The organism is Pseudoxanthomonas sp. Root630 (assembly GCF_001427585.1).
Classification (GTDB): domain Bacteria; phylum Pseudomonadota; class Gammaproteobacteria; order Xanthomonadales; family Xanthomonadaceae; genus Pseudoxanthomonas_A.
The window spans coordinates 49154-74799 of the sequence record NZ_LMGY01000003.1; the positions used below are offsets into that span (position 1 = coordinate 49154).

At 66.9% G+C, this 25646-nt stretch carries 24 protein-coding genes; 18 read left to right on the plus strand and 6 right to left on the minus strand.

Annotated elements, in window-relative coordinates:
• Positions 1-10 precede the first annotated feature (10 nt).
• The 4 genes from ASD72_RS03815 to ASD72_RS03830 all read left to right on the plus strand — a co-directional run bounded on the left by ASD72_RS03815 (position 11) and on the right by ASD72_RS03830 (position 4526).
• Positions 11-1924, plus strand: a complete 1914-nt coding sequence (locus ASD72_RS03815; protein WP_056878730.1) for a nucleoside-diphosphate sugar epimerase/dehydratase — start codon at positions 11-13, stop codon at positions 1922-1924.
• Positions 1921-2823 (plus strand): UTP--glucose-1-phosphate uridylyltransferase GalU, encoded by a 903-nt coding sequence (galU, locus tag ASD72_RS03820; RefSeq protein ID WP_056878661.1) that lies wholly within the window; start codon positions 1921-1923, stop codon positions 2821-2823. The genes ASD72_RS03815 and galU overlap by 4 nt, the downstream gene beginning before the upstream one ends.
• 63 nt (positions 2824-2886) lie before the next feature.
• Positions 2887-4185, plus strand: a complete 1299-nt coding sequence (locus tag ASD72_RS03825) for an FAD-binding oxidoreductase (RefSeq protein ID WP_056878662.1) — start codon at positions 2887-2889, stop codon at positions 4183-4185.
• A complete protein-coding gene (locus ASD72_RS03830) occupies positions 4182-4526 on the plus strand; it encodes a tRNA-binding protein (RefSeq protein ID WP_056878663.1) in 345 nt (114 codons plus the stop codon). The genes ASD72_RS03825 and ASD72_RS03830 overlap by 4 nt, the downstream gene beginning before the upstream one ends.
• 64 nt (positions 4527-4590) lie before the next feature.
• On the opposite strand, the gene ASD72_RS03835 is transcribed toward ASD72_RS03830, so the two are convergent.
• The 3 genes from ASD72_RS03835 to ASD72_RS03845 are packed head-to-tail and all read right to left on the minus strand — an operon-like array spanning position 4591 to position 8850.
• On the minus strand, positions 4591-5796 hold the full coding sequence (locus ASD72_RS03835; protein ID WP_056878664.1) for an acetyl-CoA C-acyltransferase: 1206 nt from the start codon (positions 5794-5796) through the stop codon (positions 4591-4593).
• Positions 5797-5822: 26 nt separating this feature from the next.
• Complete coding sequence (locus ASD72_RS03840) at positions 5823-8195, minus strand: 3-hydroxyacyl-CoA dehydrogenase/enoyl-CoA hydratase family protein (RefSeq protein ID WP_056878665.1); 2373 nt, start codon at positions 8193-8195, stop codon at positions 5823-5825.
• A 25-nt stretch (positions 8196-8220) separates the two neighbouring features.
• Positions 8221-8850 carry a TetR family transcriptional regulator gene (locus tag ASD72_RS03845; RefSeq protein ID WP_056878666.1) on the minus strand — a complete coding sequence of 210 codons (630 nt, stop codon included), beginning with the start codon at positions 8848-8850 and terminating at the stop codon, positions 8221-8223.
• A 220-nt stretch (positions 8851-9070) separates the two neighbouring features.
• Between ASD72_RS03845 and ndk the strand changes: the two genes are divergently transcribed.
• From ndk to moeB, 9 genes are all read left to right on the plus strand, one after another.
• Entirely contained in the window at positions 9071-9496 is a 426-nt protein-coding gene (gene ndk, locus ASD72_RS03850) for a nucleoside-diphosphate kinase (protein ID WP_056878667.1), read from the plus strand.
• A 10-nt stretch (positions 9497-9506) separates the two neighbouring features.
• Positions 9507-10730, plus strand: a complete 1224-nt coding sequence (gene rlmN, locus ASD72_RS03855) for a 23S rRNA (adenine(2503)-C(2))-methyltransferase RlmN (protein WP_081420124.1) — start codon at positions 9507-9509, stop codon at positions 10728-10730.
• The gene (gene pilW, locus ASD72_RS03860; RefSeq protein ID WP_056878668.1) at positions 10720-11535 is read left to right on the plus strand and encodes a type IV pilus biogenesis/stability protein PilW; all 816 of its coding nucleotides are present in this window, start codon (positions 10720-10722) and stop codon (positions 11533-11535) included. Before rlmN ends, pilW begins: the two co-directional genes overlap by 11 nt.
• A 20-nt stretch (positions 11536-11555) precedes the next feature.
• Complete coding sequence (locus ASD72_RS03865) at positions 11556-12344, plus strand: helix-turn-helix domain-containing protein (RefSeq protein ID WP_235577927.1); 789 nt, start codon at positions 11556-11558, stop codon at positions 12342-12344.
• A 61-nt stretch (positions 12345-12405) separates the two neighbouring features.
• Positions 12406-13041, plus strand: coding sequence for a tetratricopeptide repeat protein (locus ASD72_RS03870; RefSeq protein WP_056878670.1), 636 nt, complete (start codon positions 12406-12408; stop codon positions 13039-13041).
• A 17-nt stretch (positions 13042-13058) separates the two neighbouring features.
• Complete coding sequence (bamB, locus tag ASD72_RS03875; RefSeq protein ID WP_081420132.1) at positions 13059-14222, plus strand: outer membrane protein assembly factor BamB; 1164 nt, start codon at positions 13059-13061, stop codon at positions 14220-14222.
• A 184-nt stretch (positions 14223-14406) separates the two neighbouring features.
• The gene (gene der, locus ASD72_RS03880) at positions 14407-15807 is read left to right on the plus strand and encodes a ribosome biogenesis GTPase Der (RefSeq protein WP_056878671.1); all 1401 of its coding nucleotides are present in this window, start codon (positions 14407-14409) and stop codon (positions 15805-15807) included.
• On the plus strand, positions 15804-17021 hold the full coding sequence (gene glp, locus ASD72_RS03885; RefSeq protein ID WP_056878672.1) for a gephyrin-like molybdotransferase Glp: 1218 nt from the start codon (positions 15804-15806) through the stop codon (positions 17019-17021). Before der ends, glp begins: the two co-directional genes overlap by 4 nt.
• Before the next feature lie 62 nt (positions 17022-17083).
• Positions 17084-18220, plus strand: coding sequence for a molybdopterin-synthase adenylyltransferase MoeB (gene moeB / locus ASD72_RS03890; RefSeq protein WP_056878673.1), 1137 nt, complete (start codon positions 17084-17086; stop codon positions 18218-18220).
• Here the strand turns inward: moeB and ASD72_RS03895 are convergent, their stop codons facing one another.
• On the minus strand, positions 18221-19111 hold the full coding sequence (locus ASD72_RS03895; RefSeq protein WP_056878674.1) for an AraC family transcriptional regulator: 891 nt from the start codon (positions 19109-19111) through the stop codon (positions 18221-18223). It lies immediately after the preceding gene.
• A gap of 178 nt (positions 19112-19289) precedes the next feature.
• Between ASD72_RS03895 and ASD72_RS03900 the strand changes: the two genes are divergently transcribed.
• The 4 genes from ASD72_RS03900 (at position 19290) to ASD72_RS03915 (ending at position 23500) form a co-directional block, all read left to right on the plus strand.
• Positions 19290-20063: an SDR family oxidoreductase gene (locus ASD72_RS03900; protein WP_056878675.1), complete on the plus strand. Its 774-nt coding sequence runs from the start codon at positions 19290-19292 to the stop codon at positions 20061-20063.
• Positions 20064-20158: 95 nt separating this feature from the next.
• Positions 20159-20410, plus strand: coding sequence for a hypothetical protein (locus ASD72_RS03905; protein WP_056878676.1), 252 nt, complete (start codon positions 20159-20161; stop codon positions 20408-20410).
• A gap of 26 nt (positions 20411-20436) precedes the next feature.
• Positions 20437-21621 (plus strand): low temperature requirement protein A, encoded by a 1185-nt coding sequence (locus tag ASD72_RS03910; RefSeq protein WP_056878733.1) that lies wholly within the window; start codon positions 20437-20439, stop codon positions 21619-21621.
• Positions 21622-21658: 37 nt separating this feature from the next.
• On the plus strand, positions 21659-23500 hold the full coding sequence (locus tag ASD72_RS03915) for a monovalent cation:proton antiporter-2 (CPA2) family protein (RefSeq protein WP_056878677.1): 1842 nt from the start codon (positions 21659-21661) through the stop codon (positions 23498-23500).
• Positions 23501-23509: 9 nt separating this feature from the next.
• Here ASD72_RS03915 and ASD72_RS03920 read toward each other — a convergent pair whose 3' ends face one another.
• Positions 23510-24301, minus strand: a complete 792-nt coding sequence (locus tag ASD72_RS03920) for an alpha/beta hydrolase (protein ID WP_235577928.1) — start codon at positions 24299-24301, stop codon at positions 23510-23512.
• On the minus strand, positions 24294-24590 hold the full coding sequence (locus tag ASD72_RS03925) for a DUF1244 domain-containing protein (RefSeq protein WP_056878679.1): 297 nt from the start codon (positions 24588-24590) through the stop codon (positions 24294-24296). The genes ASD72_RS03920 and ASD72_RS03925 overlap by 8 nt, the downstream gene beginning before the upstream one ends.
• A 151-nt stretch (positions 24591-24741) precedes the next feature.
• Between ASD72_RS03925 and folD the strand changes: the two genes are divergently transcribed.
• The gene (folD, locus tag ASD72_RS03930) at positions 24742-25599 is read left to right on the plus strand and encodes a bifunctional methylenetetrahydrofolate dehydrogenase/methenyltetrahydrofolate cyclohydrolase FolD (RefSeq protein ID WP_200948824.1); all 858 of its coding nucleotides are present in this window, start codon (positions 24742-24744) and stop codon (positions 25597-25599) included.
• The last annotated feature ends 47 nt before the right edge of the window (positions 25600-25646 follow it).

A 25646-nucleotide genomic window follows, 5' to 3' on the forward strand; every position in this document is an offset into this window, starting at 1 on the left:
GATGGACCTGATGGATTCCTGGCGGGACCGAGTAAGTAGCTGGATGCCCCGCGTGCTGGTGGCCGTTCACGATCTGGCGATGGTCTGGGTCTGTTGGCAGGTGTTGCACCGACTTCGGTACGCGATGCTGGCGCACGGCCCCGAGTTCCCCCTGTGGTCCAACGAGATCGCCATCGTACTGGTGGCGCAGGGCGTCGTGTTCTGGTGGATGGGGCTGTATCGGGGCCTGTGGCGATTCGCCAGCCTGCCGGATCTTTGGAACATCGTGAAGGCCTGTGCGCTGGGGTTCCTCGGTGTCGTGCTCGGCCTGTTCTTCTATAACCGGTTCGGCTCCACGCCGCGCGCGGTGCTGGGCTTCTATCCGTTTGCGCTGGTGGGCTTCCTGGGCTTTCCACGGCTGGCGTACCGCGCCTGGAAAGACAGCCAGGTACAGCGGACCCATGAAAGCGCTTCGCGGGTCCTGATCATGGGCGCAGGGCGCGCAGGCGAGGCACTGGTCCGCGAACTGCGCCGGACCGGGGTCTACCATCCCGTCGCCTTTCTGGATGACGCGGCGCGCCTGCACGGTTCCAAGCTCCAGGGCGTGCCCGTACTGGGCGGGTTGGAAGATGCCGCCGCCGTCGCCCGCGAAACGGCGGCCCGCATGCTGGTCATCGCCATGCCCTCGCTGGATGCGCCGGCGATGCAGCGTGTCGTCGCGATCTGCGAAAGCACAGGCTTGCCTTTCCGCATGGTGCCGCGCCTGGTCAACGTGCTGGAAGGCCAGTCGATGCCGGGCGACCTCAAGGAGGTCGCGATCGAGGATCTGCTGGGCCGCAAGTCGGTGACTCCCGACTGGAAATTGATCCGTGGTTGGTTGGGCGGGCGCACCGTGATGGTCACCGGGGCTGGCGGATCCATCGGTTCGGAGCTGTGCCGCCAGTGCGCACGCCATGGCGCGCAGCGGATCGCCCTGGTCGAGATCGACGAACTCGCCCTCATCACCATCCAGGGCGACCTGCGCCGAGCATTCCCGGATCTGGAGGTGTTGCCGGTCCTGGGCAATTGCGGCGATCCCGCCGTGATCGCGCATGCACTGCTCGTGGCCGAGCCGGATGCGGTGTTCCATGCGGCGGCCTACAAGCAGGTGCCTTTGCTGGAAAGCCACCTGCGTGAAGCGGTAGGCAACAATGTCCTGGCGACCGAGACCGTGGCGCGTGCCTGCCGTGAGGCGGGCGTCTCGACGTTCGTCTTGATCTCCACCGACAAGGCCGTGGATCCGGTCAATGTGCTGGGCGCCACAAAGCGCCTGGCGGAAATGGCCTGCCAGGCGCTGGACGATGCCCGTTCCAGCACCCGCTACGTGACCGTGCGTTTCGGCAATGTGCTGGACTCGGCCGGCAGCGTGGTACCGCTGTTCCGCGAGCAGATCCGCAAGGGCGGGCCGGTGACCGTGACCGACCCGGACGTGACCCGTTATTTCATGACCATCCCTGAAGCCTGCCAGCTGATCCTCCAGGCGGCTTCCGGCGCGGCGCACGCTTCGATCTATACGCTCGACATGGGCGACCCGGTGCCGATCCGCCTGCTCGCCGAACAGATGATACGGCTGGCCGGCAAGCAGCCCGGTCGCGACATCGCCATCGTGTACACCGGCTTGCGTCCCGGCGAAAAGCTGCACGAGACGCTGTTCCATGCCGACGAGCGCTATCAGCCGACCTCGCACTCCAAGATCATGAAGGCTTTCGCGCGCGATGTGTCGCCCGAGTTCATCGAGCTTGCGCTGCAGCGCATGCGTGCTGCGCATGCGCGCTACGACACGACCGAGCTGGGTGAAGTGCTGCGTGTCGCCGTGCCGGAGTTCTCGCCCCTGTCAAATGCCCATGACGAGGCTTCGGCTAATATCGTGGTCTTCCCTGGCCGAGATGCCCGTAGGACTCGATGACTTCGCCCCGTATTCGCAAGGCCGTGTTCCCCGTCGCGGGACTCGGCACCCGCTTCCTGCCCGCGACCAAGACCGTTCCCAAGGAAATGCTGCCGATCATCGACCGGCCGCTGATCCAGTACGCCGTCGATGAAGCGGTCGAGGCGGGTTGCGACACGCTGATCTTCGTCACCAATCGCTACAAGCACGCGGTGGCGGACTATTTCGACAAGGCCTACGAGCTGGAGCAGAAGCTCGAGCAGGCGGGCAAGCAGGAACAGCTCGATCTCGTCCGCAATGTCCTGCCGTCGCACGTACGTGCCGTGTTCGTGACCCAGGCCGAGGCCCTGGGCTTGGGACACGCGGTGCTGTGCGCCAAGCCCATCGTCGGAAACGAACCGTTCGCCGTGCTGCTCCCCGATGACCTTATCTGGAACCGGGGGCCTGGTGCGCTGAAGCAGATGGCGGATGCCGCCGAACGATCGGGTGCCAGTGTCATCGCCGTGCAGGACGTTGCGCCCGAGCAGACCGGCAGTTACGGCATCGTCGCCACCGAGTCCTTCAATGGGCGCGAAGGCCGGATCGACGCGATCGTCGAGAAACCGAAGCCGGAAGACGCGCCCAGCACGCTCGCCGTGGTGGGGCGTTATGTACTGGATGGCCGCATTTTCGAGTTGCTGGAGAACACGACGCCCGGCGCCGGCGGCGAGATCCAGCTGACCGACGGCATCGCGCAGTTGCTGCGTGAAAAGCCCGTGCATGCCTATCGGTTCCAGGGCACGCGCTTCGATTGCGGCACGCATATCGGGTTGATCGAGGCGACGATCCGCTACGCGCTGGACCACGAGAAGCTCAGCGATGCGGCGCGCGACACCATGCAGAACGCACTGAGCGAACTGGGCGTGCGGGACTTGCAGTAAGTCATCGGGCAGGGCACCGTCGCGGGCTCGGGGAGCTTTCCCGATCCTCGCGACGACGGCGCCATGACCGAACCTGTTTCCAGCTACTACCTTGCGACGGCAGCGCCGTCCCGTGCGCATGCGCCGCTGAAAGGGCGCCGTGAAGCAGCCGTTTGCGTGATCGGCGGGGGCTTCGCGGGGTTGAACACGGCGCTTGGGCTGGCCGAGCGTGGCGTGGGCGACGTCGTCCTGCTGGAGGCCAAGACCCCCGGTTTCGGGGCCTCCGGGCGCAACGGAGGATTCGTCTTCGGCGGTTTCTCGCGCGGCGAAGACGCGTTGTTCCGGGAACTCGGACCCGACCGTGCCAACGCGCTGTACGGCGGCACGGTCCAGGCGGTCGAGTTGATCCGGGAACGGATCAGGCGGTACGCGATCGAGTGCGAACCCACCGAACAGGGCGTGATCTGGGCGAACTGGTTCAAGGACGGCGGCGTGCTGCGCGAACGCCAGAGCCTGCTGGCGCGGCACTACGATACGCACTGGACCTGGTGGTCTCGGGAAGAGCTGCGAACCCGGGTTCACTCCGCCCGTTATCACGACGGTTTGTTCGAACCGCAGGGATTCCATTTCCATCCCCTGAACTATGCGACGGGACTCGCGCGGGCCGCGGCCGACGCGGGCGTAGCCGTGCATGCGGATTCGCCAGCGGTTTCGCTGGAACGCATCGGCGGCGTGTGGCATGTCCGCACACCGGAAGGCGAGATCCAGGCTGCGCAGGTCGTGCTCGCGTGCGGTGGTTATCTCGCAGGCCTGCGTGCACGCGTCGATGCGGGCGTCCTGCCCATCGCGACCTACGTGATGGTCACCTCGCCGTTGGGTTCCCGCATGTCCGAGGTGCTGCAGACGGGGGCCGCGATATACGACACGCGTTTCGCCTTCGATTACTACCGACCGCTGCCGGATACCCGCATCCTCTGGGGAGGGCGGATTTCCGTGCTCGACCGGTCGCCGGCCGCGGTGCGCCGGCTGCTTTACCGGGACATGTTGAAGGTGTTTCCGCAACTGGAGGGTATCGGCGTCGACTACGCATGGTCGGGGCTGATGAGCTACGCACGCCACCAGATGCCGCAGATCGGACAGGTCGAGCCCGGCTTGTGGCTTGCGCAGGCGTTCGGCGGACATGGGGTCGCGCCCACCACGTTCGCGGGTGAAGTCCTGGCGGCCGCGATCGCAGAGGGCGACGGCCGATGGCGGGAGTTCGCCGACTATGGCCTGGTATCTGCGCTGAAACCTGCGGGATTCCTGGGAGCGCAGCTGAGCTACTGGTGGGCGGAATCCAGGGATGCCTGGAAGGACTGGCGGGAACAGGCGAGGGGAGGATGAGCGTGGAGAGCGGAGAGATCAGTTGGTCGGATTTCGAGAAGGTGCACTTGTGCGCCGGCACGGTCGTGCGCGTAGAACCCTTTCCGGAGGCACGCAAGCCGGCGTGGAAGGTCTGGGTGGACTTCGGGCCGCATGGCATCAGGAAGACCAGCGCGCAGATCCATGCGCTCTACGGCGTGGATGACCTCGTAGGTCGGCAGGTCGTGGGCGTCATCAATTTCCCGCCCAAGCAGGTTGGGCCGTTCCTGTCGGAGTTCCTGCTTACCGGCTTCCACACCGATGCGGGGGTCGTGGTGACGGCGGTGGAGCGGCCCGTCCCCAACGGCGCGCGCCTGGCCTGAGTTTCGGTTCCCGGAAACGGACATGGCGCCTCGCGGCGCCATGTCCTTTGCAGCTTCCTGAGCGTCAGAGCGACTCGAAAATACCCGCCGCACCCATGCCGGTGCCGATGCACATGGTCACCATGCCGTACTTCTTCTGGTGACGGCGCATGCCGTGCACGAGGGTGGCGGTGCGGATCGCGCCGGTCGCACCCAGCGGATGGCCCAGTGCGATGGCGCCGCCCAGCGGGTTGATCTTCGATGCGTCCAGTTCGCTGTCGCGGATCACGGCGAGTGCCTGCGCGGCGAACGCTTCGTTGAGCTCGATCCAGTCCAGCTGGTCCTTGGTCAGGCCAGCCTGCTTCAGGGCCTTCGGAATCGCCGCGATCGGGCCAATGCCCATCACTTCCGGGCGCACGCCGGCCACCGAGAAACTGACGAAGCGCGCCAGCGGGGTCAGGCCGTAATCCTTGATCGCCTGCTCCGACGCCAGCAGAACGCCCGCCGCGCCGTCGCTCATCTGCGAGGACGTGCCCGCGGTGACGGTGCCGCCGAACTGCGGATTGCGGAACACCGTGCGCAGCTTGGCCAGGCCTTCCAGCGACGTGTCGGCGCGCGGGCCTTCGTCCTGTTCGACCAGCAGCTTCTTCAACCGCACCGTGTTGCCGGCGAGGTCGGGCTGGCGCGAGATCACTTCGTACGCGCTGATCTCGTCCCGGAACTCGCCCGCCGCCTGCGCCGCCAACGCCTTCTGGTGCGAAGCGACGGCGAACGCGTCCTGGTCTTCGCGCGAGATCTTCCATTCCTCGGCGACTTTTTCGGCGGTGATACCCATGCCGTAGGCGATGGCCACATGGTCGTTGTCGAACACGCTGGGCGCCATCGCGATCTTGTTGCCCATCATCGGCACCATGCTCATGCTCTCGGTGCCGCCGGCCAGCATCAGGTCGGCGTTGCCGAGCCGGATCTGGTCCGCCGCCATCGCCACGGCCTGCAGGCCAGACGAGCAGAAGCGATTGATGGTCTGCGCGGCGATGGTGTTCGGCAGGCCGGCCAACAACAGGCCGATGCGCGCCACGTTCATGCCTTGCTCGGCTTCCGGCATCGCACAGCCGATGATGGCGTCGTCGATGCGGTTGACGTCGATGCCCGGGGCCTGGGCCACGACCGACTTCAGCACGTGCGCCAGCATGTCGTCCGGGCGGGTGTTACGGAACACGCCCTTGGGCGCCTTGCCGACCGGCGTGCGGGTGGCGGCGACGATATAGGCTTCTTGTACTTGCTTGCTCATGTCTCGGTGTCCTGTGTCGTCGTCGGTCAGTTACGCAGCGGCTTGCCGGTCTTCAGCATGTGCGCGATGCGGGCCTGGGTCTTTTCCTGCTGGGCCAGTTCGACGAAGTGCTTGCGCTCCAGCTTGAGCAGCCATTCCTCGTCGACCACCGCGCCGCGATCCACTTCGCCGCCGCACAGCACAGTGGCGATGCGTACCGCGATCTCGTAGTCGTACGGGCTGATGAAGCGGCCTTCCAGCATGTTCACCAGCATCATCTTGAAGGTGGCGATGCCGACATCGCCGGCGACCTGGATGCGACGTGCAGGCAGGGGCGGGCGGTAACCCGTCTCGGCCAGCGCCAGGGCTTCCTGCTTGGCGATGTGCAGCAGCTCGTAGGCGTTGAAGGCGACCTTGTCGCCCGCGCGCATCAGGCCGAGTTCCTTGGCTTCGACGGCGGAAGCGGAGACCTTGGCCATCGCGATCGTCTCGAAGGTCTTCTTCAGCTCAGCGAACACATCGCCCCCCGGGCCTGCGGCCTGCGACGCGCGCACCGCGAGCTCCTTCAGGCCGCCGCCGGCCGGCAGCAGGCCGACGCCCGCTTCGACGAGACCGATGTAGCTTTCCAGGTGCGCGACGGTACGTGCACTGTGCATCTGGAACTCGCAGCCACCGCCGAGGGCGAGGCCACGCACTGCGGCCACGACCGGCACCAGCGAATATTTGATGGCCTGGCTGGTCGCCTGGAAGTTGGCCACCATCGCCTCGAACTCGGCGATCTTGCCGGCCTGCAGCGCGCCCAGCGCACCGGCCAGGTCGGCACCGGCGGAGAAGGGTTCCTTGGGCTGCCAGATCACCAGACCCTTGAAGCGCTGTTCGGCGATCGCGACCGATTCCTGCACGCCGGCGAGCACCGCGTCGGACACCGTGTGCATCTTGGTCTTGAAGCTGATCACGCCGATGCCGTCGCCGTCGGTCCACAGGCGGACGCCATCGTTCTCGAACACCGTTTCGCCCGGTGCGAAGGCTTCGCCCAGCAGCGGATCGGGGAAACGCTGGCGCGCATAGACATCCAGCGAGGAGCGCGGCAGCTTGGCGTTGCGGGCGGGGCTGTAGCTGCCCTCGGCGCTGTGCACGCCTTCGCGGCCGTCGAACACCCAGTTCGGCAGCGGTGCGCTGCTCATGGCCTTGCCGGCGACGATATCGTCGGCGATCCACTGCGCCACCTGCTTCCAGCCGGCGGCCTGCCAGGTCTCGAACGGGCCCAGCGACCAGCCGTAACCCCAGCGGATCGCCAGGTCCACGTCGCGCGCGGTCTCGGCGATGTCGGCCAGGTGGTAGGCGCTGTAATGGAACAGATCGCGGAACACCGCCCACAGGAACTGCGCCTGCGGGTGCTGGCTCTCACGCAGCTTGGCGAACTTCTCGGCGGGGTTCCTGATCTTCAGGATCTCGACCACCTCGGGTGCCGCAGTGCGGTCGGAAGCGCGGTAGTCCTGCTTCTCCAGATCGAGGACCACGATGTCCTTGCCGACCTTGCGGAAGATGCCGGCGCCCGTCTTCTGGCCCAGTGCGCCCTTGGCGATAAGGGCCTCCAGCCACTTCGGCGACTTGAAGTAGGCGTGCCACGGATCATCCGGCAGGGTGTCGGCCATGGTCTTGATGACGTGGGCCATGGTGTCCAGGCCGACGACATCGGAGGTGCGGTAGGTGGCGGACTTCGGACGGCCGATCAGCGGGCCGGTGATGGCGTCCACCTCGTCGAAGCCCAGCTTGAACTCGCCCGTGTGATGGGCGGTGGCCAGGATCGAGAAGACGCCGATGCGGTTGCCGATGAAGTTGGGCGTGTCCTTCGCATACACCACGCCCTTGCCGAGCGTCGTCGTCAGGAAGGTCTCCAGGCCCTCGAGCACGGCCTTGTCCGTGGACTTGGCCGGAATGAGCTCCGCGAGGTGCATGTAGCGCGGCGGGTTGAAGAAGTGCACGCCGGAAAAACGATGGCGAAGTTCTTCTGGAAGAACTTCAGCCAACTTGTTGATTCCCAAGCCGGATGTGTTGCTCGCCAGCACGGCGTGCGGCGCCACGAACGGGGCGATCTTCTTGTACAGGTCCTGCTTCCAGTCCATCCGTTCGGCGATGGCCTCGATGATCAGATCGCAGCCCTTCAGGTGCTCCAGGCCGGTTTCGTAGTTGGCCGGCGTGATCGCCTCGGCCAGCGACTTGCTCGCCAGCGGCGCGGGGCTGAGCTTGGCCAGGTTGGCGATGGCTTTTTGCACGATGCCGTCCGGGTGCCCGTCCTTGGCGGGCAGGTCGAACAGCACCGTGTCGACGCCGGCGTTGGTCAGGTGCGCGGCGATCTGCGCGCCCATGACACCGGCGCCCAGCACGGCCGCCTTGCGTACAAGCAATGGATTGGACATGGAATTTCCTTGGATTGCAGGGGTTTCAGACATGGTCGGCGCGCAGGCCGGCCTCGGCGAAGCGGATGAGTTCGCGGGCGGCGCGCTCACGATGCGCGGCTTCCGTGACGCCCGTGGGGCGCTTGATCAGGCCGAAATCGGCCATGGCGTAGGTCAGGGCGCCGGAGAAAAAGTCCAGCCGCCAGTAAAGTTCTTCCTTGCTGAGGCCCGGCACGCAGGCGGCGATCGCCTTGCCGAATTCACGCAGGACGTGGCCGTAGTGGTCCGACAGGAACTGGCGCAGGCCATCGTTCTTCTCGGCGTACGCGCGGGCGATCACCCGGACGAAGGCGCCGCCGCCGTGGCGGTCCTGGGCGAGCGCCAGTGCCGGCTCGACGAACGCGGCCAGGATGGGGGCCAGTTCGCCAGGATGCCCGGCCAGCGCCTTCTCCAACTGGGACAGGCGGGCAGCGGTCATGTCGTCCATGCGGCGGCGGAACACCTCGTTGACGAGGTTCTCCTTGCTGCCGAAGTGGTAGTTCACGGCCGCGATGTTGACGTCGGCCCGACTGGTGACCTGGCGCAGCGAGGTGCCCGCGAACCCGTGCTGGGCGAACAGCTCTTCGGCTGCACCCAGGATCCGTTCCTTGGTCGAGAAATGCGTGGTGTTGGCCATGGCCCCTCCGGCAATGAATCAAACGCTTGTTTGACTCATTGTCAGGGGTGGCTCCGGGCAAGTCATGCTGCTTTGCACAATCGCGACCCGCGAGGGCTGCAAACCGGCACGCGGTACGTTAGAATCTCGCTACGCTTTCTAGTCTAAGCCCGCGTTTCGACGCGGGTTTTTCATGTTAACCTTGGGCCGTAACGTGGCCCGCCCAACGGAGATAATCCCCATGGCGCTGGAGCGCACCCTGTCGATCGTCAAGCCCGATGCCGTCGCCAAGAACGTCATCGGCGAAATCTATGCCCGTTTCGAAAAGAACGGTCTGAAGATCGTTGCCGTGAAGATGAAGCACCTGTCGCGTCGTGAAGCGGAAGGCTTCTACGCCGTGCACCGCGAGCGCCCGTTCTTCAACGCGCTGGTCGAGTTCATGATCTCCGGTCCGGTCGCCATCCAGGTGCTGGAAGGCGAGAGCGCCGTGCTGAAGCACCGCGACATCCTCGGCGCCACCAACCCGAAGGACGCTGCGCCGGGCACGATCCGCGCCGACTTCGCCGATTCGATCGACGCCAATGCTGCGCACGGTTCGGATTCGGTCGAGAACGCCAACATCGAAATCGCGTACTTCTTCGCCGCGACCGAAGTGTTCTCGCGCTGAGCGACATGCGATGAGCAGCCACGACCTGCCGCCGATCGAATTGAAGCTGGCCACGGACGCACCGTCCGTGGCCATCGGCGCGCCCGTGTCTGCGAAACAGAACCTGATGGACCTGGATCGCGAAGGGCTGGAACAGTTCTTCGTCGGCAAGCTCGGTGAGCAGAAGTTCCGCGCGCACCAGGTGATGAAGTGGATCCACCATCGCTACGTCACCGACTTCGAGCAGATGACCGATCTCGGCAAGAACCTGCGCGCGAAGCTGCAGGAACATGCCGAGGTGGTCGTGCCGCAGGTCGTGTTCGACAAGCCCTCGTCGGACGGTACCCACAAGTGGCTGCTGGGCATGGGCGTGGACGGCAAGAATGCCGTCGAAACCGTCTATATCCCCGACAAGAGCCGCGGCACGCTTTGCGTGTCGTCGCAGGTGGGTTGCGGCCTGAACTGCACCTTCTGCTCGACGGCCACGCAGGGCTTCAACCGTAACCTGACCACCGCCGAGATCATCGGCCAGGTGTGGGTGACGGCGCGCCATCTGGGCAACGTGCCCGCACAGAACCGTCGCCTCACCAACGTGGTGATGATGGGCATGGGCGAGCCGCTGCTGAATTTCGACAACGTCGTGCGCGCGATGAACATCATGCGCGACGACCTGGGTTACGGCCTGGCCAGCAAGCGCGTCACGCTGTCGACGTCCGGCCTGGTGCCGATGATCGACCGGCTGTCCACCGAAACCGACGTGTCGCTGGCCGTCTCGCTGCATGCGCCGAACGACGCGCTGCGCGAACAGCTGGTGCCGCTCAACAAGAAGTACCCCATCGCAGAACTCATGGCGTCGTGCGTGCGCTATCTGCGGGCGAACAAGAAGCGCGACTCGGTCACGTTCGAGTACACGCTGATGAAGGGCGTGAACGACCAGCCCGAGCATGCGCGCCAGCTGGCGCAGCTGATGCGCAAGTTCAGCAACGCCGCACAGCTGAAGGATGCGGGCAAGGTCAATCTCATTCCGTTCAATCCGTTCCCCGGTACCCGCTACGAGCGGGCGCCGGAAGAAGACATCCGCGCGTTCCAGAAACTGCTGCTCGATGCGCAGGTGCTGACGATGGTGCGCCGCACGCGCGGCGACGACATCGATGCGGCCTGCGGACAGCTGAAGGGCCAGGTGATGGATCGCACCCGCCGCCAGGCGGAGTTCCGTCGCCACCTGCAGGAACAGGGTATCGACGATGCGGCATAAGGCGATCTGCCTGCTGCTGATCCCCCTCCTGCTGGCCACCGCCTGCAGCCGATTCACCTTCGTCCGCTCCAAGATGGAACGCAAGGACGGCGAGCAACTGACCCAGGACTACTCCGTCAAGGACAGCCCCGAGGTAAAGCGTCGCCAATCCGTGCAGATGATGCTGGCACGCTCCGTACAGCGCCTGCAGGCCGGCGACCTGGACACTGCCGAGAAGGAAGCGCGGGCCGCATTGAAGCAGGCGCCGGACTCCGCGGACGCCCTGACGTTGCTGGCAGTCATTGCGGACCGTCGCGGGCAGTCAGGCCCGGCCGGCGAGCACTATCGCCGCGCGGCGGAACTCGCGCCGGGACAGGGCGCCGCGCAGAACAATTACGGTACGTGGCTCTGCGCGAACGGCTTCGAAGCCGAATCACTCGTCTGGTTCGACCGGGCGGTGCAGGCGCGGGGTTATGGCACGCCTGAAGTGGCGCTCGCCAATGCCGGCAACTGCGCACTGGCCACCGGCCAGACGGAGCGCGCCGAGCGGGACCTGCGGCAGGCGCTCTCGCGCGATTCGACCAACGCGACCGCGCTCGGCGCGATGGCAGAACTGGAGTTCCGCAGGCAGCAGTACCTGTCCGCGCGGGCCTTCGTCGAGCGGAGGTTGGCTGCGGGGCCCGCCTCCGTGGCAGTGTTGAAACTCGCATCACAGATCGAGGAAAGACTCGGCGACAAGGCCGCTGCCAGTCGATATGTTCAGCGCATTCGGGCGGAGTTCCCCGACGCGCGGGACGTCACAACCGGGGGAAACGCAGGGCCATGATGGAAACGGTGAGTGGGGGCATGCCGCAGGGGTGCGGCGATGCACTGCGGTCGGCGCGCGAGCGGGCCGGCCTGTCGATACAGGATGTCAGCCAGCGACTGAAGATGCCGGTCAAGGTGGTCCAGGCCCTGGAAGCGGGGCAGTGGGACCAGTCCGGCGGTGCGGTGTTCGTGCGCGGGCAGCTGCGCAGCTACGGACGCCTGCTGAAGGTGGATGTGGAGCCGTTCCTGCACCAGGCGGAGACGGCGGTCGCGCCGCCGGCCGAACTGGTCAGCCACGGCCACACGCCCCAGTTGCAGTACTTCTTCGAGAGCTTCAAGCGCCGCGCCATCTATGTGGTGTTGACGGTGGTGATCGTCACGCCGATCTGGATGGCGCTGCGACCCGCATCCGGGCCCGCGCCGGAGGCCGCCACGGCCTCGCTGGACGTGGTGCCGGAGGCCGCCACTGCGGTCGGTGATGATGCAGCGCCGTCCAAGTCCGCGGCGCGTCCGCAAGCGGCTCCCTTCGTCGCGTCGATGGCGCCGATGCCTCGCACGGCGTCGTCGTGGCTCTCGCTGACCTTCAAGGGCGACAGCTGGGTCGAGATCACCGCGCCAGACGGTCGCAAGGTGGAGCAGGCGCTGGTGCGTGCGGGCGAGGAACGACGTTATGCGCAGGGCGAAGTGGGGCGCATCAAATTGGGCGATGCCACGGCGGTCGAGGTTCAGCAAGCGGGGAGTACGGTGGACTTGGCGCCGTTCCAGCGAGCGAACGTTGCACGCTTTACGGTATCCTCTGAGGGTTCCCTAGCGCCGGTCGGTGACTGACCCGCGCGCGGGTCTGTCCAACCTAGACCAAGACCCCGCCTGAGACGGGGCAAGAGAGCGCATGGCGATTGATGATCTGCTCGACGAGCACGAACAAAGCGAACGCGTCCGCAGTTGGCTGAGGAGCAACGGCGCCGGCCTTCTGGGCGGCGTGGCTCTGGGGCTGGCGGTGATCTTCGGCTGGCAGTGGTGGCAGAACAGCCAGCAAGGCAAGAAGGAGGCGGCCTACCAGAACTACCAGGCGGCGGCCGAAGGCCTGGCGAAGGGCGACCTGAAGCAGTCCAAGGCCGCGGTCGATGCGCTGACCAAGGAGAACGAGGTGTACGCCGACGTCGCCGGGCTGCAGTTGGCGAAAGCCCAGGTGCAAGCCGGCGAGCGCGATGCCGCGATCGCCACGCTGCGCAGCCTGACGCCCGATGCCTCGCTGAGCCCGCTGGTCAACCTGCGTCTCGCACGCCTGCTGATCGACAACGGCAAGCACGATGAAGCCCTGAAGCTGCTGGACAAGGCCGACGACGCCTCCAGCCTCGAGGTGCGCGGCGACGCGCTGTTCGCGACCGGGAAGGCCAAGGAAGCGCAGGAAGCCTATACGCGTGCGCTGACCGCCCTGGACGTGGCCTCTGCCCAGCGCCGTATCGTTGAGTTGAAGCTGGTCCACGCCGGCGGCACGTTGCCCAAGACGGGAGGTGCCGCGTGAATCGTCGCAACGGAACCATCGCGACGCGCGTCCTGACCGCCGCGATGCTCGTGGCCGTGTTGGGCGGCTGCAGCACCATCAAGGGTTGGTTCGGGAGCAAGGCCGACGAAAAGCCGACCGAGCCGGCCGAACTGGTCGACATCACGCCCACCGTCAGCGTCTCCAAGTTGTGGAGCGCGAACGCCGGCAAGGGCGAGAAGCGTCTCGGCCTGCAACAGGCGCCCGTTGTGGATGGCGGTCGCGTGTATGCGGCAGCCGTCGAAGGTGGTGTGCGCGCCTTCGATCTGCAGACCGGCAAGCAGGTATGGCAGTACAAGTCGGATCTTCGGCTGTCCGGTGGGCCCGGCGCAGGAGAAGGCCTGGTTGCGGTAGGCACGTTGGACGGGCAGGTGATCGCGCTCGATGCCTCGACGGGTGCCGAGAAGTGGCAGGTGAAGGTGCCGAACGAAGTGATTTCGGCGCCTGCGATCGCGCAGGGTCTGGTGTTCGTCCGTACCAACGATGGCCGTGTGTCTGCGCTGAGCGCCGATACGGGCGAGCGCCGCTGGTTCTGGACGCACGAGCTGCCCAGTCTGACCGTGCGCGGCAACGCGCCGGTGGTCGCGGGGCCGGGCGTCCTGTTCGCCGGCAGCGACGACGGCACGCTGACCGCGCTGTCGTCCAACGATGGCCGCCCGATGTGGACGCAGGCCGTCGGTACGCCGGAAGGCCGCAGCGAGCTCGAGCGCATGGCGGACGTCGATGGTGCTCCCGTCCTGGAAGGCACCACGGTGTTCGCGACCAGCTTCAAGAAAGAAACCCTTGCCATCGAAGGCCCGTCGGGTCGTCCGCTGTGGAAGCGCGAGAACGGTGGCGCGGGTGGCTTGGCCGTGACGAGCAGTGCCGTGCTGGTGTCCGATCCGGCGGGTACCGTCTGGGCGCTGGACAAGTACAGCGGCGGCTCGCTGTGGTCGAACACGACGCTGGCGCGCCGTTCGCTGACCGCCCCGACGATCCACGGCGACTATGCGGTGGTCGGCGATTACGACGGTTACCTGCACTGGCTGAAGACGGACAACGGCGAAGTGGCCGGACGCGCCCGTGCGGGCAGAAAGGCCCTCCGCGGCAAGCCGGTCGTTGCGGACGGCATCCTGATTGTCCAGGACGTGGAAGGCGGCCTGACGGCCTTCGGTTTCAAGTAAGCACCCCGGGGCGCGGTCCATCGCGCCCGACGGGACCGGAAAAGGGCCGCCTCGACGGCCCTTTTTCGCGGGCGCAGCCCAATTCCGATACCATGGCGCGCCCTTGCCGCACGGCTTCGCGTGCCCACGGTGGCCCTCGGTCGCCTCGTGCCGGCCCCGCTCATATTCATCTGGTTGCCTCTCCATGTTGCCCCTCGTAGCCCTGGTCGGTCGTCCCAACGTCGGCAAGTCCACCCTGTTCAATGCGCTGACGCGCAGTCGCGATGCGCTGGTGCACGACCAGCCGGGCGTCACCCGCGACCGCAACTACGGCGTCTGCCGCCTGGACGAGGACGCCCCTTTCCTGGTGGTCGACACGGGCGGCATCGCGGGTGAGGAAGAAGGCCTGGCCGGCGCCACGGCGCGCCAGGCGCGTGCGGCGGCCGAAGAAGCCGACCTCGTGCTGTTCATCGTCGACGGGCGCGAAGGCCCCTCCGCGCTGGACGATGAAATCCTCGCGTGGCTCCGCAAGACGGCGCGCCCGACCTTGCTGGTCATCAACAAGATCGACGGCATCAACGAGTCCACGGCCCTGGCGGACTTCGCGCGCTATGGCTTCTCCGACGTCACCACGATCTCGGCTTCGCATCGCCAGGGCATCGACGATCTGCTGGAAGAGGTGCATCAGCGCCTGCCGGAAGAGGGTGCGACGGTCGGCCTGGACAACGACCCGGACCGCATGCGCGTGGCCTTCGTCGGCCGGCCCAACGTGGGCAAGTCCACGCTGGTGAACCGCCTGCTGGGTGAAGAGCGCATGATCGCCTCGGAGGTGCCCGGCACCACGCGCGATTCGATCGCGGTCGACATGGAGCGGGATGGTCGCCAGTACCGCCTGATCGACACCGCCGGCCTTCGCCGCAAGGGCAAGGTGGAAGAAGCGGTCGAGAAGTTCAGCGTGGTCAAGACGCTGCAGGCGATCGAGCAGTGCCAGGTCGCGGTGCTGTTGCTGGATGCTACCGAAGGCGTTACCGACCAGGACGCGACTGTGCTGGGCGCGGTGCTGGACGCCGGTCGCGCGCTGGTCGTGGCGATCAACAAATGGGATGGCCTGACGGCCTACCAGCGCGAGCAGGCCGAAGCGCTGCTGGCCCGCAAGCTCGGTTTCGTCGAATGGGCGGAAGCGGTGCGCATCTCCGCGCTGCATGGCTCGGGCCTGCGCGAATTGTTCAAGGCAGTCCACCGCGCGCACGCTTCGGCGACGAAGGAATTCGGCACCAGCGAAGTCAACAAGGCGCTGGAGATCGCGTACGAGACCAATCCGCCGCCGAGTATCCGCGGGCATGTCTCCAAGCTGCGTTACGTGCACCCCGGTGGCGCCAATCCGCCGACCTTCATCGTCCACGGCACGCGCCTGAAAGTGCTGCCGGAATCGTACAAGCGCTACCTGGAGAACTTCTTCCGCAAGCGCTTCAAACTGGTCGGTACGCCGGTGCGCTTCATCTTCCGCGAGGGCGCCAACCCCTACGAGGGGAAGAAGAACGTCCTGACCGAGAAGCAGATCGCGAAGAAGCGTCGCCTCATCCGGCACGTCAAGCGCAGCAAGTGACCGCGTATCCCTCCCGCATCGCCGTCGATGAAGCCATCGCGCTGATCCGGGAGACGGCGCACTCGCATCGCACCGGCGCCGAATCCCTCGCTTTCAATCGCGCCGGCGGCCGCGTGCTGGCAGATGCCGTGCGCGCGCCCATCGACCTGCCTTCGTTCGACAACAGCCGGATGGATGGCGTGGCGTTCGCGCAGGCGAGCCTGGCGGATGGCGTCCCCACCTGGTTGCGCCTGGTGGGCGCCCAGTACGCCGGCGTCGCAGGAGGGCTCCAGGTCGGGCCGGGGGAGTGCGTCCGCATCACGACGGGTGCGCCGCTGCCGACCGGCACCGACACGGTGGCGATACGGGAAGACATCGTCGAACGCGATGGCGGCATGGAAATACCGGCCGGACTCTCGCGTGGTGCAGACGTGCGGCGCGTGGGCGAGGATGTCCAGGCCGGCGCGGACGTGATGCGCGCGGGCCAGGTGCTGACGCCTGCGCGGACTGGTCTGGCGGCTGCATTGGGGCTGGCCACGCTGACGGTCGCGAGGCGACCGACCGTGGCGGTCTTCACTACGGGCGACGAACTGGTGGAGCCCGGGCTGCCCCTGTTGCCCGGACAGGTCTACAACAGCAATCGCGACCTGCTCATGGGGCTGTTGCGCGCCGAAGGCCTTGAGCCCACCGCATGGCCCACGCTGCCTGACGACCCGGAGCGCATGCAGGTGATGCTGGCCGATGCGGCCTCCGCGTTCGATGTCGTCATCACCAGCGGCGGCGTGTCGGCGGGGCAGAAGGATCATCTTCCCGGCCTGCTGGACGCCCACGGCCGCATCGTGTTCTGGAAGGTACGCATGAAGCCGGGGATGCCCGTGCTGTTCGGGCAATGGGATCGCGCGCTGTTCCTCTGCCTGCCGGGCAATCCGGTGTCGACCTTGGCTACCTTCCTGACCCTGGGGCGTGCCTTGCTGGACAGCCTGCAGGGCCGCGATGACCCGCGGCCCGCCTGGCAGGCGCGACTGGGCGCTCCCTGGCGCAAGGAACATGCCCGGCTCGAGTTCCTGCGGGGCCAGCTGGCGCCCGATGGCACGGGGGGCTTGCGGGTCCTGCCCAACACCGCCGATGCGTCCCACCAGTTGCGTGCGGCCGCGGACAGCAACGCCCTGATCGTGCTGCCGGAAGGCGCTCGCGACTACGCCGCAGGCGACATCGTCGACGTGCTGCCGTACTGACGGCGACACCGCGTTCCACCCGGAGCACCGCCAGCGCCCATGCGGTGCGTGATAATCCCCGCATGCCGATCCAGGAAATCACCCCCGCCGATGTCGCCCAGTGGCTGACCGACGGCGCCATCTTCATCGACGTACGCGAAGAGCACGAACGTGCGAGCGGACAGGCAACTGGCGCACGCGGCGTCGCCAAGGCCGACCTGCTGGCGTCTCCGGCGCACTACGTGCCGCAACAGGATGCCGCCGTGGTGCTGATCTGCCAGAAGGGCGGCCGCTCCCTGGACGCGGCGCGCGCGCTCGAGGCCGCAGGTTATTCGCGGCTGGCCTCGGTGGCGGGCGGAACATCGCGCTGGCAGGAAGAAGGGCGTCCGCTCGTGCGGCCCGAACTGCCGGCCGATGCGATGGATTTCAACGAACGCTACTCGAGGCACCTGCTGCTGCCGGAAGTCGGTGTGGAAGGGCAGCGGCGGCTCGAACGATCGCGGGTGCTGATGATCGGCGCCGGTGGGCTCGGTTCGCCGGCCGCGTTCTACCTGGCGGCAGCGGGCGTGGGTCACCTGCGGCTGGCTGACGACGATGTGGTGGACCGCAGCAACCTGCAGCGGCAGATCCTGCATACCGAGGCGCGCATCGGCGAGCCGAAGGTGGCCTCGGCACAAGCGACGCTGGGCGCGCTCAACCCCCGCACGCAGGTCGAAGCCTTACAGGCGCGCGCCACCGCCGGGAACGTCGAACGCCTGCTGGAAGGCGTGGATGTGGTGCTGGACGGTGCGGACAACTTCCCGGTGCGCTATCTGCTCAACGATGCCTGCGTGAAGCTGGGTATCCCGTTGGTGTACGGTGCGGTGCAGCGGTTCGAAGGGCAGGTGAGCGTGTTCGATGCCGGGCGCCATCGCGGCGAGCTTCCGTGTTATCGCTGCCTGTTCCCGGAACCACCGCCGCCCGAGTTCGCGCCCAATTGCGCCGAGGCCGGTGTGCTGGGCGTACTGCCGGGCGTGATCGGGCTGCTGCAGGCCACCGAGGTCGTGAAGCTGCTGCTCGGCGTCGGCGACTCCCTGGCTGGGCGCCTGTTGCAGTTCGATGCGCTGTCGATGCGCTTCCGCGAAACACGCCTGCGCCATGACCCGGATTGCCCGGTGTGCGCCGCCGGAACGCCTTTCCCCGGCTACATCGACTACGCGGCGTTCTGCCGCGCCGGGTAATCAGTCCAGCGGACGCATCCGCAAGCCGTCGCGGAACTGGCGCGGCGTGATGCCGGTGTCCCGCTTGAACGCGGCACTCAGATGGCTGTGGCTGGCGAAACCGCAGGCGAGCGCGATATCGGTGATGTCGTCGTTGCGGTTCAGCAGGTACCAACGCGCCCGGCGCAGCCGCTGCGCCAGGATGTACTGCGCCGGCGTGGTGCCGAAGGTGCGCCGGAACGCGATCAGCAACTGGTGCACGCTCATGCCGGCGAGCGTGGCAAGGTCGGACAGCGCGATGCGCTGGCCCAGCGCGTTCTCGATGTGGTCGCTCAGCTGTCGCGCGTTATGGGCCGACAGCGAGCTCGGCGCCGTCACCGGCACGGCAGGGAGCCGGTAACCGTCATAGAGGTGCTGGCGTAGCAGCAGTTGCAGGCGCTCGGCCATCATGGCCGACAGGTCATCGTCCTGTTGGCTCAGCCGTCCCAGCCGCGCGACGCTGTAGTGGAGGAACTCGTCGCGATGCCCCAGCCGGGGCATCAGGCCGTCGATAGTGGCGCGCCGATCCGCACCCACGTCCACATCCGCCGTCGGCGAGACGCGCAGCTCGGCATACGTGATGACCTGTCCCGCAGCCTGGCTGGCGTAGCGCTTTCCTGCGGGGACCAGCCAGATGTCGCCCGGGGAAGGGGGCGTATGGGTGGCGCCTACCCCATCGATTTCGGTATCCAGTTCGCGCATCGTGCCGCCGAGGTGGACGATGACGGTGTGCCGTGGCTCATCGATGGCCCACAGCGTGCGCTGCCGGATGTCTTCCTTGCAGAGCAGCAGTTCCACGCCCGACCAGTGTGCCTGCGCCAGCACGCGGTACTGCGGCGTCTGGCCGGGTTCCTGGTCGCCGGTCTGCGGCATGGCCTCATGCGGTCCGACACTGCGGGTCGAGGCCGGAGAATTTGATAGCGGATGGGACATCATGAAAGCCCGCCGGAGTGCTTCCACCGCATCTTAGACGCGCCTCGCCGCTTCTGCCCACCGGTGCATCGAACCGGGGCGCCGCCGCCAGGTTCCGTCCCCTGCCAGGAGCATTCCCATGACCGATCATTCCATCCAGGGCAAAGTCGCCCTGATTGCCGGCGGCGCCAAGAACCTTGGCGGCCTGATTGCCCGCGACCTCGCGCAACACGGTGCGGCCGCCGTCGCCATCCACTACAACAGCGACGCGAGCCGTGCCGACGCGGAACAGACCCTCGCTGCGATCCGCGATGCCGGTGCGCGCGGCGTGGCACTGCAGGGCGACCTGACCACGGCGGCGGGCGTGGAGACGCTGTTCGCCGACGCGGTCGCGGCGGTGGGCAAGCCCGACATCGCGATCAACACCGTCGGCAAGGTACTCAAGAAGCCGATCACCGACATCAGCGAAGCCGAGTACGACGAGATGTCCGCAGTGAACGCCAAGGCCGCATTCTTCTTCCTCAAGGAGGCGGGGCGGCACGTCAACGACAACGGCAAGGTCGTCACGCTGGTCACCTCGCTGCTGGGCGCGTTCACGCCGTTCTATGCGTCGTACGCGGGCACCAAGGCGCCCGTGGAGCACTTCACCCGCGCGGCGGCGAAGGAATTCGGCGCACGTGGCATCTCGGTGACCGCGATCGGCCCAGGCCCGATGGATACGCCGTTCTTCTATCCGGCGGAAGGGGCCGACGCGGTGGCGTACCACAAGACCGCCGCGGCGCTGTCGCCCTTCAGCAAGACAGGGCTGACCGACATCCAGGACGTGGTGCCCTTCATCCGCCATCTGGTGAGCGATGGCTGGTGGATCACCGGGCAGACGATCCTCATCAACGGCGGCTACACCACCAAGTAAGGGAAAAGGGGGAGGGGCCTTGTCGTCCCCTCCACCCCCGGGTCGCCTTTGCGCTACCGTGGGCGAACGCGCCCAACTCAAATGGAGCAACCACCATGCGGACCCTGATCCTCATCGTTGTCGGGCTGGTGATCGTGGGAATCGCCCTGTGGTCGGCGGGCGCCGGCAGGCGGCGCCTGGTCGCGGCGCTGTTCACCGTCGGATGGCTGGTCGTCGTGTTGTGGAACCTGCGTACCGGCATGTCCCATGGTTACTCGCTGCAGGAAGAGTTGCCGATCCAACTGCTGATCTTCGCGGTGCCGGTGGCGGCGGGATGGCTGTTGGCGTGGAAGGCGCGGGCGCGCTGACGCTCCATTCCACCCGGGAGCATCCCTTGATCGCACCTGTCCATCCCTTGCTGCGTACACCCGGCCAGCCGGCGAAAGTCGGCAACGTCGAGCTGTTCTTCGACCTTGTCTATGTTTTCGCCGTCACCCAGCTGTCCCATCACCTGCTCGAACACCTGACGCCGCTGGGCGTGCTGCAGACCGCGACGCTCTGGTTCGCGGTCTGGCTGGGCTGGCAATACACCGCCTGGGTGAGCAACTGGTTCAATCCCGAGCATCTCGTCATCCGCACCATGCTGATGGTGTTGATGGGGCTGGCGCTGCTGGTATCCGCCGCGATCCCCGACGCCTTCGGTGAGCGTGGGCTGTTGTTTGCGATCAGCTTCGTCGCCATCCAGGTCGGGCGCACGCTGTTCGTGCTGGGCAGTCTCGGCCGCGACCATGCGTTGACGCCCAACTTCCTGCGGATCCTGTGCTGGTTGCTGGTGTCGTCCGCTTTCTGGATCGCCGGGGGGCTCAATGAAGGCACCACGCGACTGACGCTGTGGCTGCTGGCGGTCGCCTGCGAGTACGCATCCCCGATGGCGGGCTTTCCGGTGCCGGGCCTGGGGCGCTCGAAGACGTCCGACTGGACGATCGACGGCGGCCACCTGGCTGAGCGCTGCCAACTGTTCGTCATCATCGCGCTGGGCGAATCCGTGCTGGCCACCGGCGCGTCGTTCGCGCATGCGCACCATCCCGGGCTCGCCGTCTGGGTCGCGTTCGCCGTCTCCTTCGTCGGCTGCGTGGCGATGTGGTGGATGTACTTCGACACCTCCAGCGGCGACGCCGCGCATGTGATCGAGCATTCCGACGATCCGGGGCGCCTTGGTGCCTACTTCCACTATGTGCACGTGCTGCTGATCGCCGGCGTCATCGTCAGCGCGGTCGCGGACGACCTGGTGGTGGCGCATCCGCTCGATCCGGTGTCGCCCAAGTACGCGGCCGTACTGATCGGTGGCCCGCTGGTCTACCTGTTCGGCAACGCGCTGTTCAAGCGCGTCGTCTATGGCCGCTTCCCGTTGTCGCACCTGCTCGGCATGGGAGCACTGGTCGTTGCGTGGCCGTTGCTCCCGCGGATCAACCTGCTGGCGGCGGGGGCATCGACCACCGCCGTGCTGCTGCTGGTCACGGTGTGGGGCGCGTACTACCGTCGCAGCGGGCACCGCGCCTTGCCGATGCAGCACGGCTGAGACAATCGCGTCCGGCGACATCCGGTAGACTCGCGGCATGAGTGCAGAATCCGGTGCCAGCCAACTGGTGAGTGTCGTCGCGCTGCTGGGCGCGGCCGTGGTGACGGTGCCGATCTTCCGGCGCCTGGGCCTGGGCTCGGTGCTGGGTTATCTCGCCGCCGGCCTCGCGATCGGTCCGTTCGGCCTGAAATGGTTCAACGACCCGCAATCCATCCTGCACGTCGCCGAACTGGGCGTGGTGATGTTCCTGTTCGTCATCGGGCTGGAGATGCGGCCCAGCCACCTGTGGAGCCTGCGCAAGCAGATCTTCGGGTTGGGTGCATTGCAGATCACGGTATGCACGGTGTTGCTGACGGGCGTGGGGCTGGCCTTCGGCTATCCGTTGGCCGTCTCGTTCATCGGGGGCATGGGCTTCGTGCTGACCTCCACGGCCGTGGTGATGCAATTGCTGGCCGAGCGGGGCGACGTGGCGCTGCCGCATGGGCAGAAGGTCGTCTCCATCCTGCTGTTCGAAGACCTGCTGATCGTGCCGCTGCTGGTGCTGGTCGCCTTCATGTCGCCGCAGGTGGTGCAGCCGGAAGAAGGGTCGCGCTGGATCGCCATCGGCATCGGCGTGGCCTCGCTGGCCGGCCTGATCGCCGCGGGCATCTGGCTGCTCAATCCCTTGTTCCGCGTGCTGGCGGCAGCCAAGGCGCGCGAAGTGATGACAGCGGCGGCGTTGCTGGTCGTGCTGGGCGCCGCGCTGCTGATGCAACTGGGTGGCCTGTCGATGGCGATGGGCGCGTTCCTGGCGGGCGTGCTGCTGTCGGAATCCACCTTCCGCCACCAGATCGAAGCCGACATCGAGCCGTTCCGCGGCATCCTGCTGGGCCTGTTCTTCCTCGGCGTGGGCATGGCGCTCGACCTCGGCGTGGTGGCGAGCAACTGGCCGCTGATCGTCAGCGCGGTGCTGGCGATGATGGTGGTCAAGGCGGCCTGCATCTACGTCGTCGCGCGGGTGACACGCAGTCCGCATGCCGAAGCCCTGGATCGCGCCGTGCTGATGGCGCAGGGCGGCGAGTTCGCCTTCGTGCTGTTCGCCGCCGCGGCCGCGGCCGGCATCATCGATGCGACGGTCAACGCCAACCTCACCGCCATCGTGGTGCTGTCGATGGCGCTGACCCCGCTGTTCGTGCTGCTGCTGCGCCGCTTCACCCACCCGGACGCGCCATCGATGGAAGGTATCGAGGAAGCCAAGGGCCTGTCCGGCAGCGTGCTGATCATCGGGTTCGGACGCTTCGGCCAGGTGATGAGCCAGTCGCTGCTGGCGCGCGACGTGGACGTGACCATCATCGACACCGACATCGAGATGATCCGCAGCGCCGAAGAATTCGGCTTCAAGATCTACTACGGCGACGGCACCCGGCTCGATGTGCTGCGCGCCTGCGGTGCGCAGACGGCGCAGTCCATCGCGATCTGCATCGACGACAAGGATGCGGCGAGCCGCATCGTGGAACTGGTCAAGCACGAGTTCCCGCAGGCCCAGGTGCTGGTGCGCTCGTTCGACCGCGAGCATTCGCTGGCGCTGATCGGCGCAGGGGTCGATTACCAGATCCGCGAGACGTTCGAATCCGCGGTGGAGTTCGGCAAGGCGGCGCTGATGAGCGTGGGCATCGCGCGCGAGGATGCCGAGACCATCGCGCTGGAAATCCGCAGGCGCGATGCCGAGCGCCTGGAACTCGAGATCGCCGGCGGCGACCTGCGGTCCGGCATCCCGGCGCTGTATGGCAACGCCAAGCACACCAAGCCCACGCCGACGCCGTTCACCAAGCCCAAGCGCGAAGCGAAGGCGCTCAACGAGGAGGCCGCCGAAATCATCGGCGAGGAAGAAGAGGAATAGCCGGCACGCTCAGGGGTTGCGGGGTTCCAGGAACGTCGTGAGCGCCGCGTCGTAGGCCGGATCCAGCGACAGATCGTCATGGCCGGCGGTGGGGAAGTCGACCACGTCAGCGTGCCCCGGAAAGGCATCGAGCAGCCGGTCTGTATGCGGGGGTGGTACGACGGTATCGCGACCTGCCCGTAGGACCAGCAGTTTTCCCTGGTGACGCGGCAACCACGCACGTGAATCGTATCGGTCCTTGAGCAACAGGCGCACGGGGAACATCGGGTAATGCGCCTGGGCGACAGCGGCCAGGCTGTCGAACGGCGTCACCAGCACCAGCGCCGGCACCTTGCGCTCGGACGCAACGTAGCTGGCCACGCCGCTGCCCAGGCTGCGGCCGACCACATCCACCTCGCCGGCGGGATGCCGCCTGGCGACCTCATCGTGCAGGGCCAGCGCGTCGGCAAGCAGGCTGGCTTCCGTCGGCTCACCGTCGCTGGCGCCATAGCCGCGATACGCCACCAGGTAGACCGTGTGCGCGGGCAGCGCACGGGTGAATGCCTCGCGGTTGGCGTCCACGGATTCCGCGTTGCCGCCGAAGTACAGCACGGCGTCGCGTTGACCGGGGTTCACGACCCATCCCCGCAGCACCGCCCCGGACCGTGGCAGGGCGAAATCCGTCTGCGTGGCGTCCACCCGGGTGAACTGCGGGTAATAGATCAGTCGCCGCTGCTGCAGGTAGAGCAGGGCGCACAGGGCGAGATATGTCGCGAGGAGGGCGCCTGCGGCCCAGGCCAGCATCCGTTGCGGCCTACCCATGCCGCTCCTGCGCGGCCTTGAACGCGGCCAGTTGCTCGGGCGTCGCCTCGCGCTGGTAGCGCACCTTCCAGTCGGCGAAGGGCATGCCATAGATATGTTCGCGGGCCTGCTCCTTGTCCATCGCCACGCCTGCCGCGTCGGCGGCTTCGCGGTACCAGTCCGCGAGGCAATTGCGGCAGAAACCCGCGAGGATCATCAAGTCGATGTTCTGCACATCGGTGCGATCTTCGTTGAGGTGCTTGAGCAGGCGACGGAAGGCGGCGGCCTCCAGGGCAGTGGTGTCGGTCATCGAGGGTGGTTCCAGGGAGCAGCGAAAGGGAGCGATGTCGGTCGCGAAACCGGTGTTCGAAACGGTGTCCGGTGCGTGCGTGGCGCAGTTTCCACAGACACCCATGCCGGAATCGGGGACAATACGCGCCGACTCTACACCCCACGTTCCCATGACTGCCCGAATCCTGGACGGCCGCCGCATCGCCGAGAACCTGCTGGACGAACTCAAGGTCCGGGTGGACGCGCGTGTCGCGGGCGGCTTGACGCGGCCAGGCCTGGCGGTGGTGCTGGTGGGCGGCGATCCGGCATCGACCGTCTACGTGCGCAACAAGCGCCGCGCGGCCGAGAAGGTCGGCATCGAGGCCTTCGACCATGACCTGCCAGCCGGCACGTCCGAGGCGCAGTTGCTGGCGTTGATCGACCAGCTGAATGCCGATCCCAAGATCCACGGCATCCTCATCCAGCTGCCGCTCCCCGGCATTCCGGACGCCACCCGCCTGATCGAGCGCATCGACCCGCGCAAGGACGTGGATGGGTTCCATCCGGCCAACGTCGGCCACCTGGCGCTGCGCCAGTTCGGCCTCCGTCCGTGCACGCCGCGCGGCATCACGACGTTGCTTGGTTATACCGACCAGCCGGTCCGCGGCCGCAATGCCACGATCGTGGGGGTCAGCAACCATGTCGGCCGGCCGATGGCGCTGGAATTGTTGATCGCCGGCTGCACGGTCACCAGCTGCCACAAGTTCACCCCCCGCGAGGTCCTGCAGGCCCGGGTGGGGGACGCCGACATCCTGGTGGTGGCGGCGGGCAAGCCGGGCCTGATCCCGGGTGAATGGGTCAAGCCGGGCGCCGTGGTGATCGACGTCGGCATCAACCGGCTGGAAGACGGCCGACTGGTCGGCGACGTGGGCTTCGATGCGGCCGTGGAACGCGCCAGCTGGATTACGCCGGTCCCGGGTGGCGTCGGGCCGATGACCGTGGCCACGCTGATGCAGAACACCCTCGAAGCGGCCGAAGCGGGCGCCTGAGGCGCTCGCAGCGTTGCGGCCACGGCACCGGGCCGTTCCATCCGCGA

Coding starts and splice junctions, on each gene's coding strand:
- ASD72_RS03815 (WP_056878730.1), top strand. CDS start 11: ATGGATTCCTGGCGGGACCGAGTAAGTAGCTGGATGCCCCGCGTGCTG.
- galU (WP_056878661.1), top strand. CDS start 1,921: ATGACTTCGCCCCGTATTCGCAAGGCCGTGTTCCCCGTCGCGGGACTC.
- ASD72_RS03825 (WP_056878662.1), top strand. CDS start 2,887: ATGACCGAACCTGTTTCCAGCTACTACCTTGCGACGGCAGCGCCGTCC.
- ASD72_RS03830 (WP_056878663.1), top strand. CDS start 4,182: ATGAGCGTGGAGAGCGGAGAGATCAGTTGGTCGGATTTCGAGAAGGTG.
- ASD72_RS03835 (WP_056878664.1), bottom strand. CDS start 5,796: ATGAGCAAGCAAGTACAAGAAGCCTATATCGTCGCCGCCACCCGCACG.
- ASD72_RS03840 (WP_056878665.1), bottom strand. CDS start 8,195: ATGTCCAATCCATTGCTTGTACGCAAGGCGGCCGTGCTGGGCGCCGGT.
- ASD72_RS03845 (WP_056878666.1), bottom strand. CDS start 8,850: ATGGCCAACACCACGCATTTCTCGACCAAGGAACGGATCCTGGGTGCA.
- ndk (WP_056878667.1), top strand. CDS start 9,071: ATGGCGCTGGAGCGCACCCTGTCGATCGTCAAGCCCGATGCCGTCGCC.
- rlmN (WP_081420124.1), top strand. CDS start 9,507: ATGAGCAGCCACGACCTGCCGCCGATCGAATTGAAGCTGGCCACGGAC.
- pilW (WP_056878668.1), top strand. CDS start 10,720: ATGCGGCATAAGGCGATCTGCCTGCTGCTGATCCCCCTCCTGCTGGCC.
- ASD72_RS03865 (WP_235577927.1), top strand. CDS start 11,556: ATGCCGCAGGGGTGCGGCGATGCACTGCGGTCGGCGCGCGAGCGGGCC.
- ASD72_RS03870 (WP_056878670.1), top strand. CDS start 12,406: ATGGCGATTGATGATCTGCTCGACGAGCACGAACAAAGCGAACGCGTC.
- der (WP_056878671.1), top strand. CDS start 14,407: ATGTTGCCCCTCGTAGCCCTGGTCGGTCGTCCCAACGTCGGCAAGTCC.
- moeB (WP_056878673.1), top strand. CDS start 17,084: ATGCCGATCCAGGAAATCACCCCCGCCGATGTCGCCCAGTGGCTGACC.
- ASD72_RS03895 (WP_056878674.1), bottom strand. CDS start 19,111: ATGCCGCAGACCGGCGACCAGGAACCCGGCCAGACGCCGCAGTACCGC.
- ASD72_RS03900 (WP_056878675.1), top strand. CDS start 19,290: ATGACCGATCATTCCATCCAGGGCAAAGTCGCCCTGATTGCCGGCGGC.
- ASD72_RS03905 (WP_056878676.1), top strand. CDS start 20,159: ATGCGGACCCTGATCCTCATCGTTGTCGGGCTGGTGATCGTGGGAATC.
- ASD72_RS03915 (WP_056878677.1), top strand. CDS start 21,659: ATGAGTGCAGAATCCGGTGCCAGCCAACTGGTGAGTGTCGTCGCGCTG.
- ASD72_RS03920 (WP_235577928.1), bottom strand. CDS start 24,301: ATGGGTAGGCCGCAACGGATGCTGGCCTGGGCCGCAGGCGCCCTCCTC.
- ASD72_RS03925 (WP_056878679.1), bottom strand. CDS start 24,590: ATGACCGACACCACTGCCCTGGAGGCCGCCGCCTTCCGTCGCCTGCTC.
- folD (WP_200948824.1), top strand. CDS start 24,742: ATGACTGCCCGAATCCTGGACGGCCGCCGCATCGCCGAGAACCTGCTG.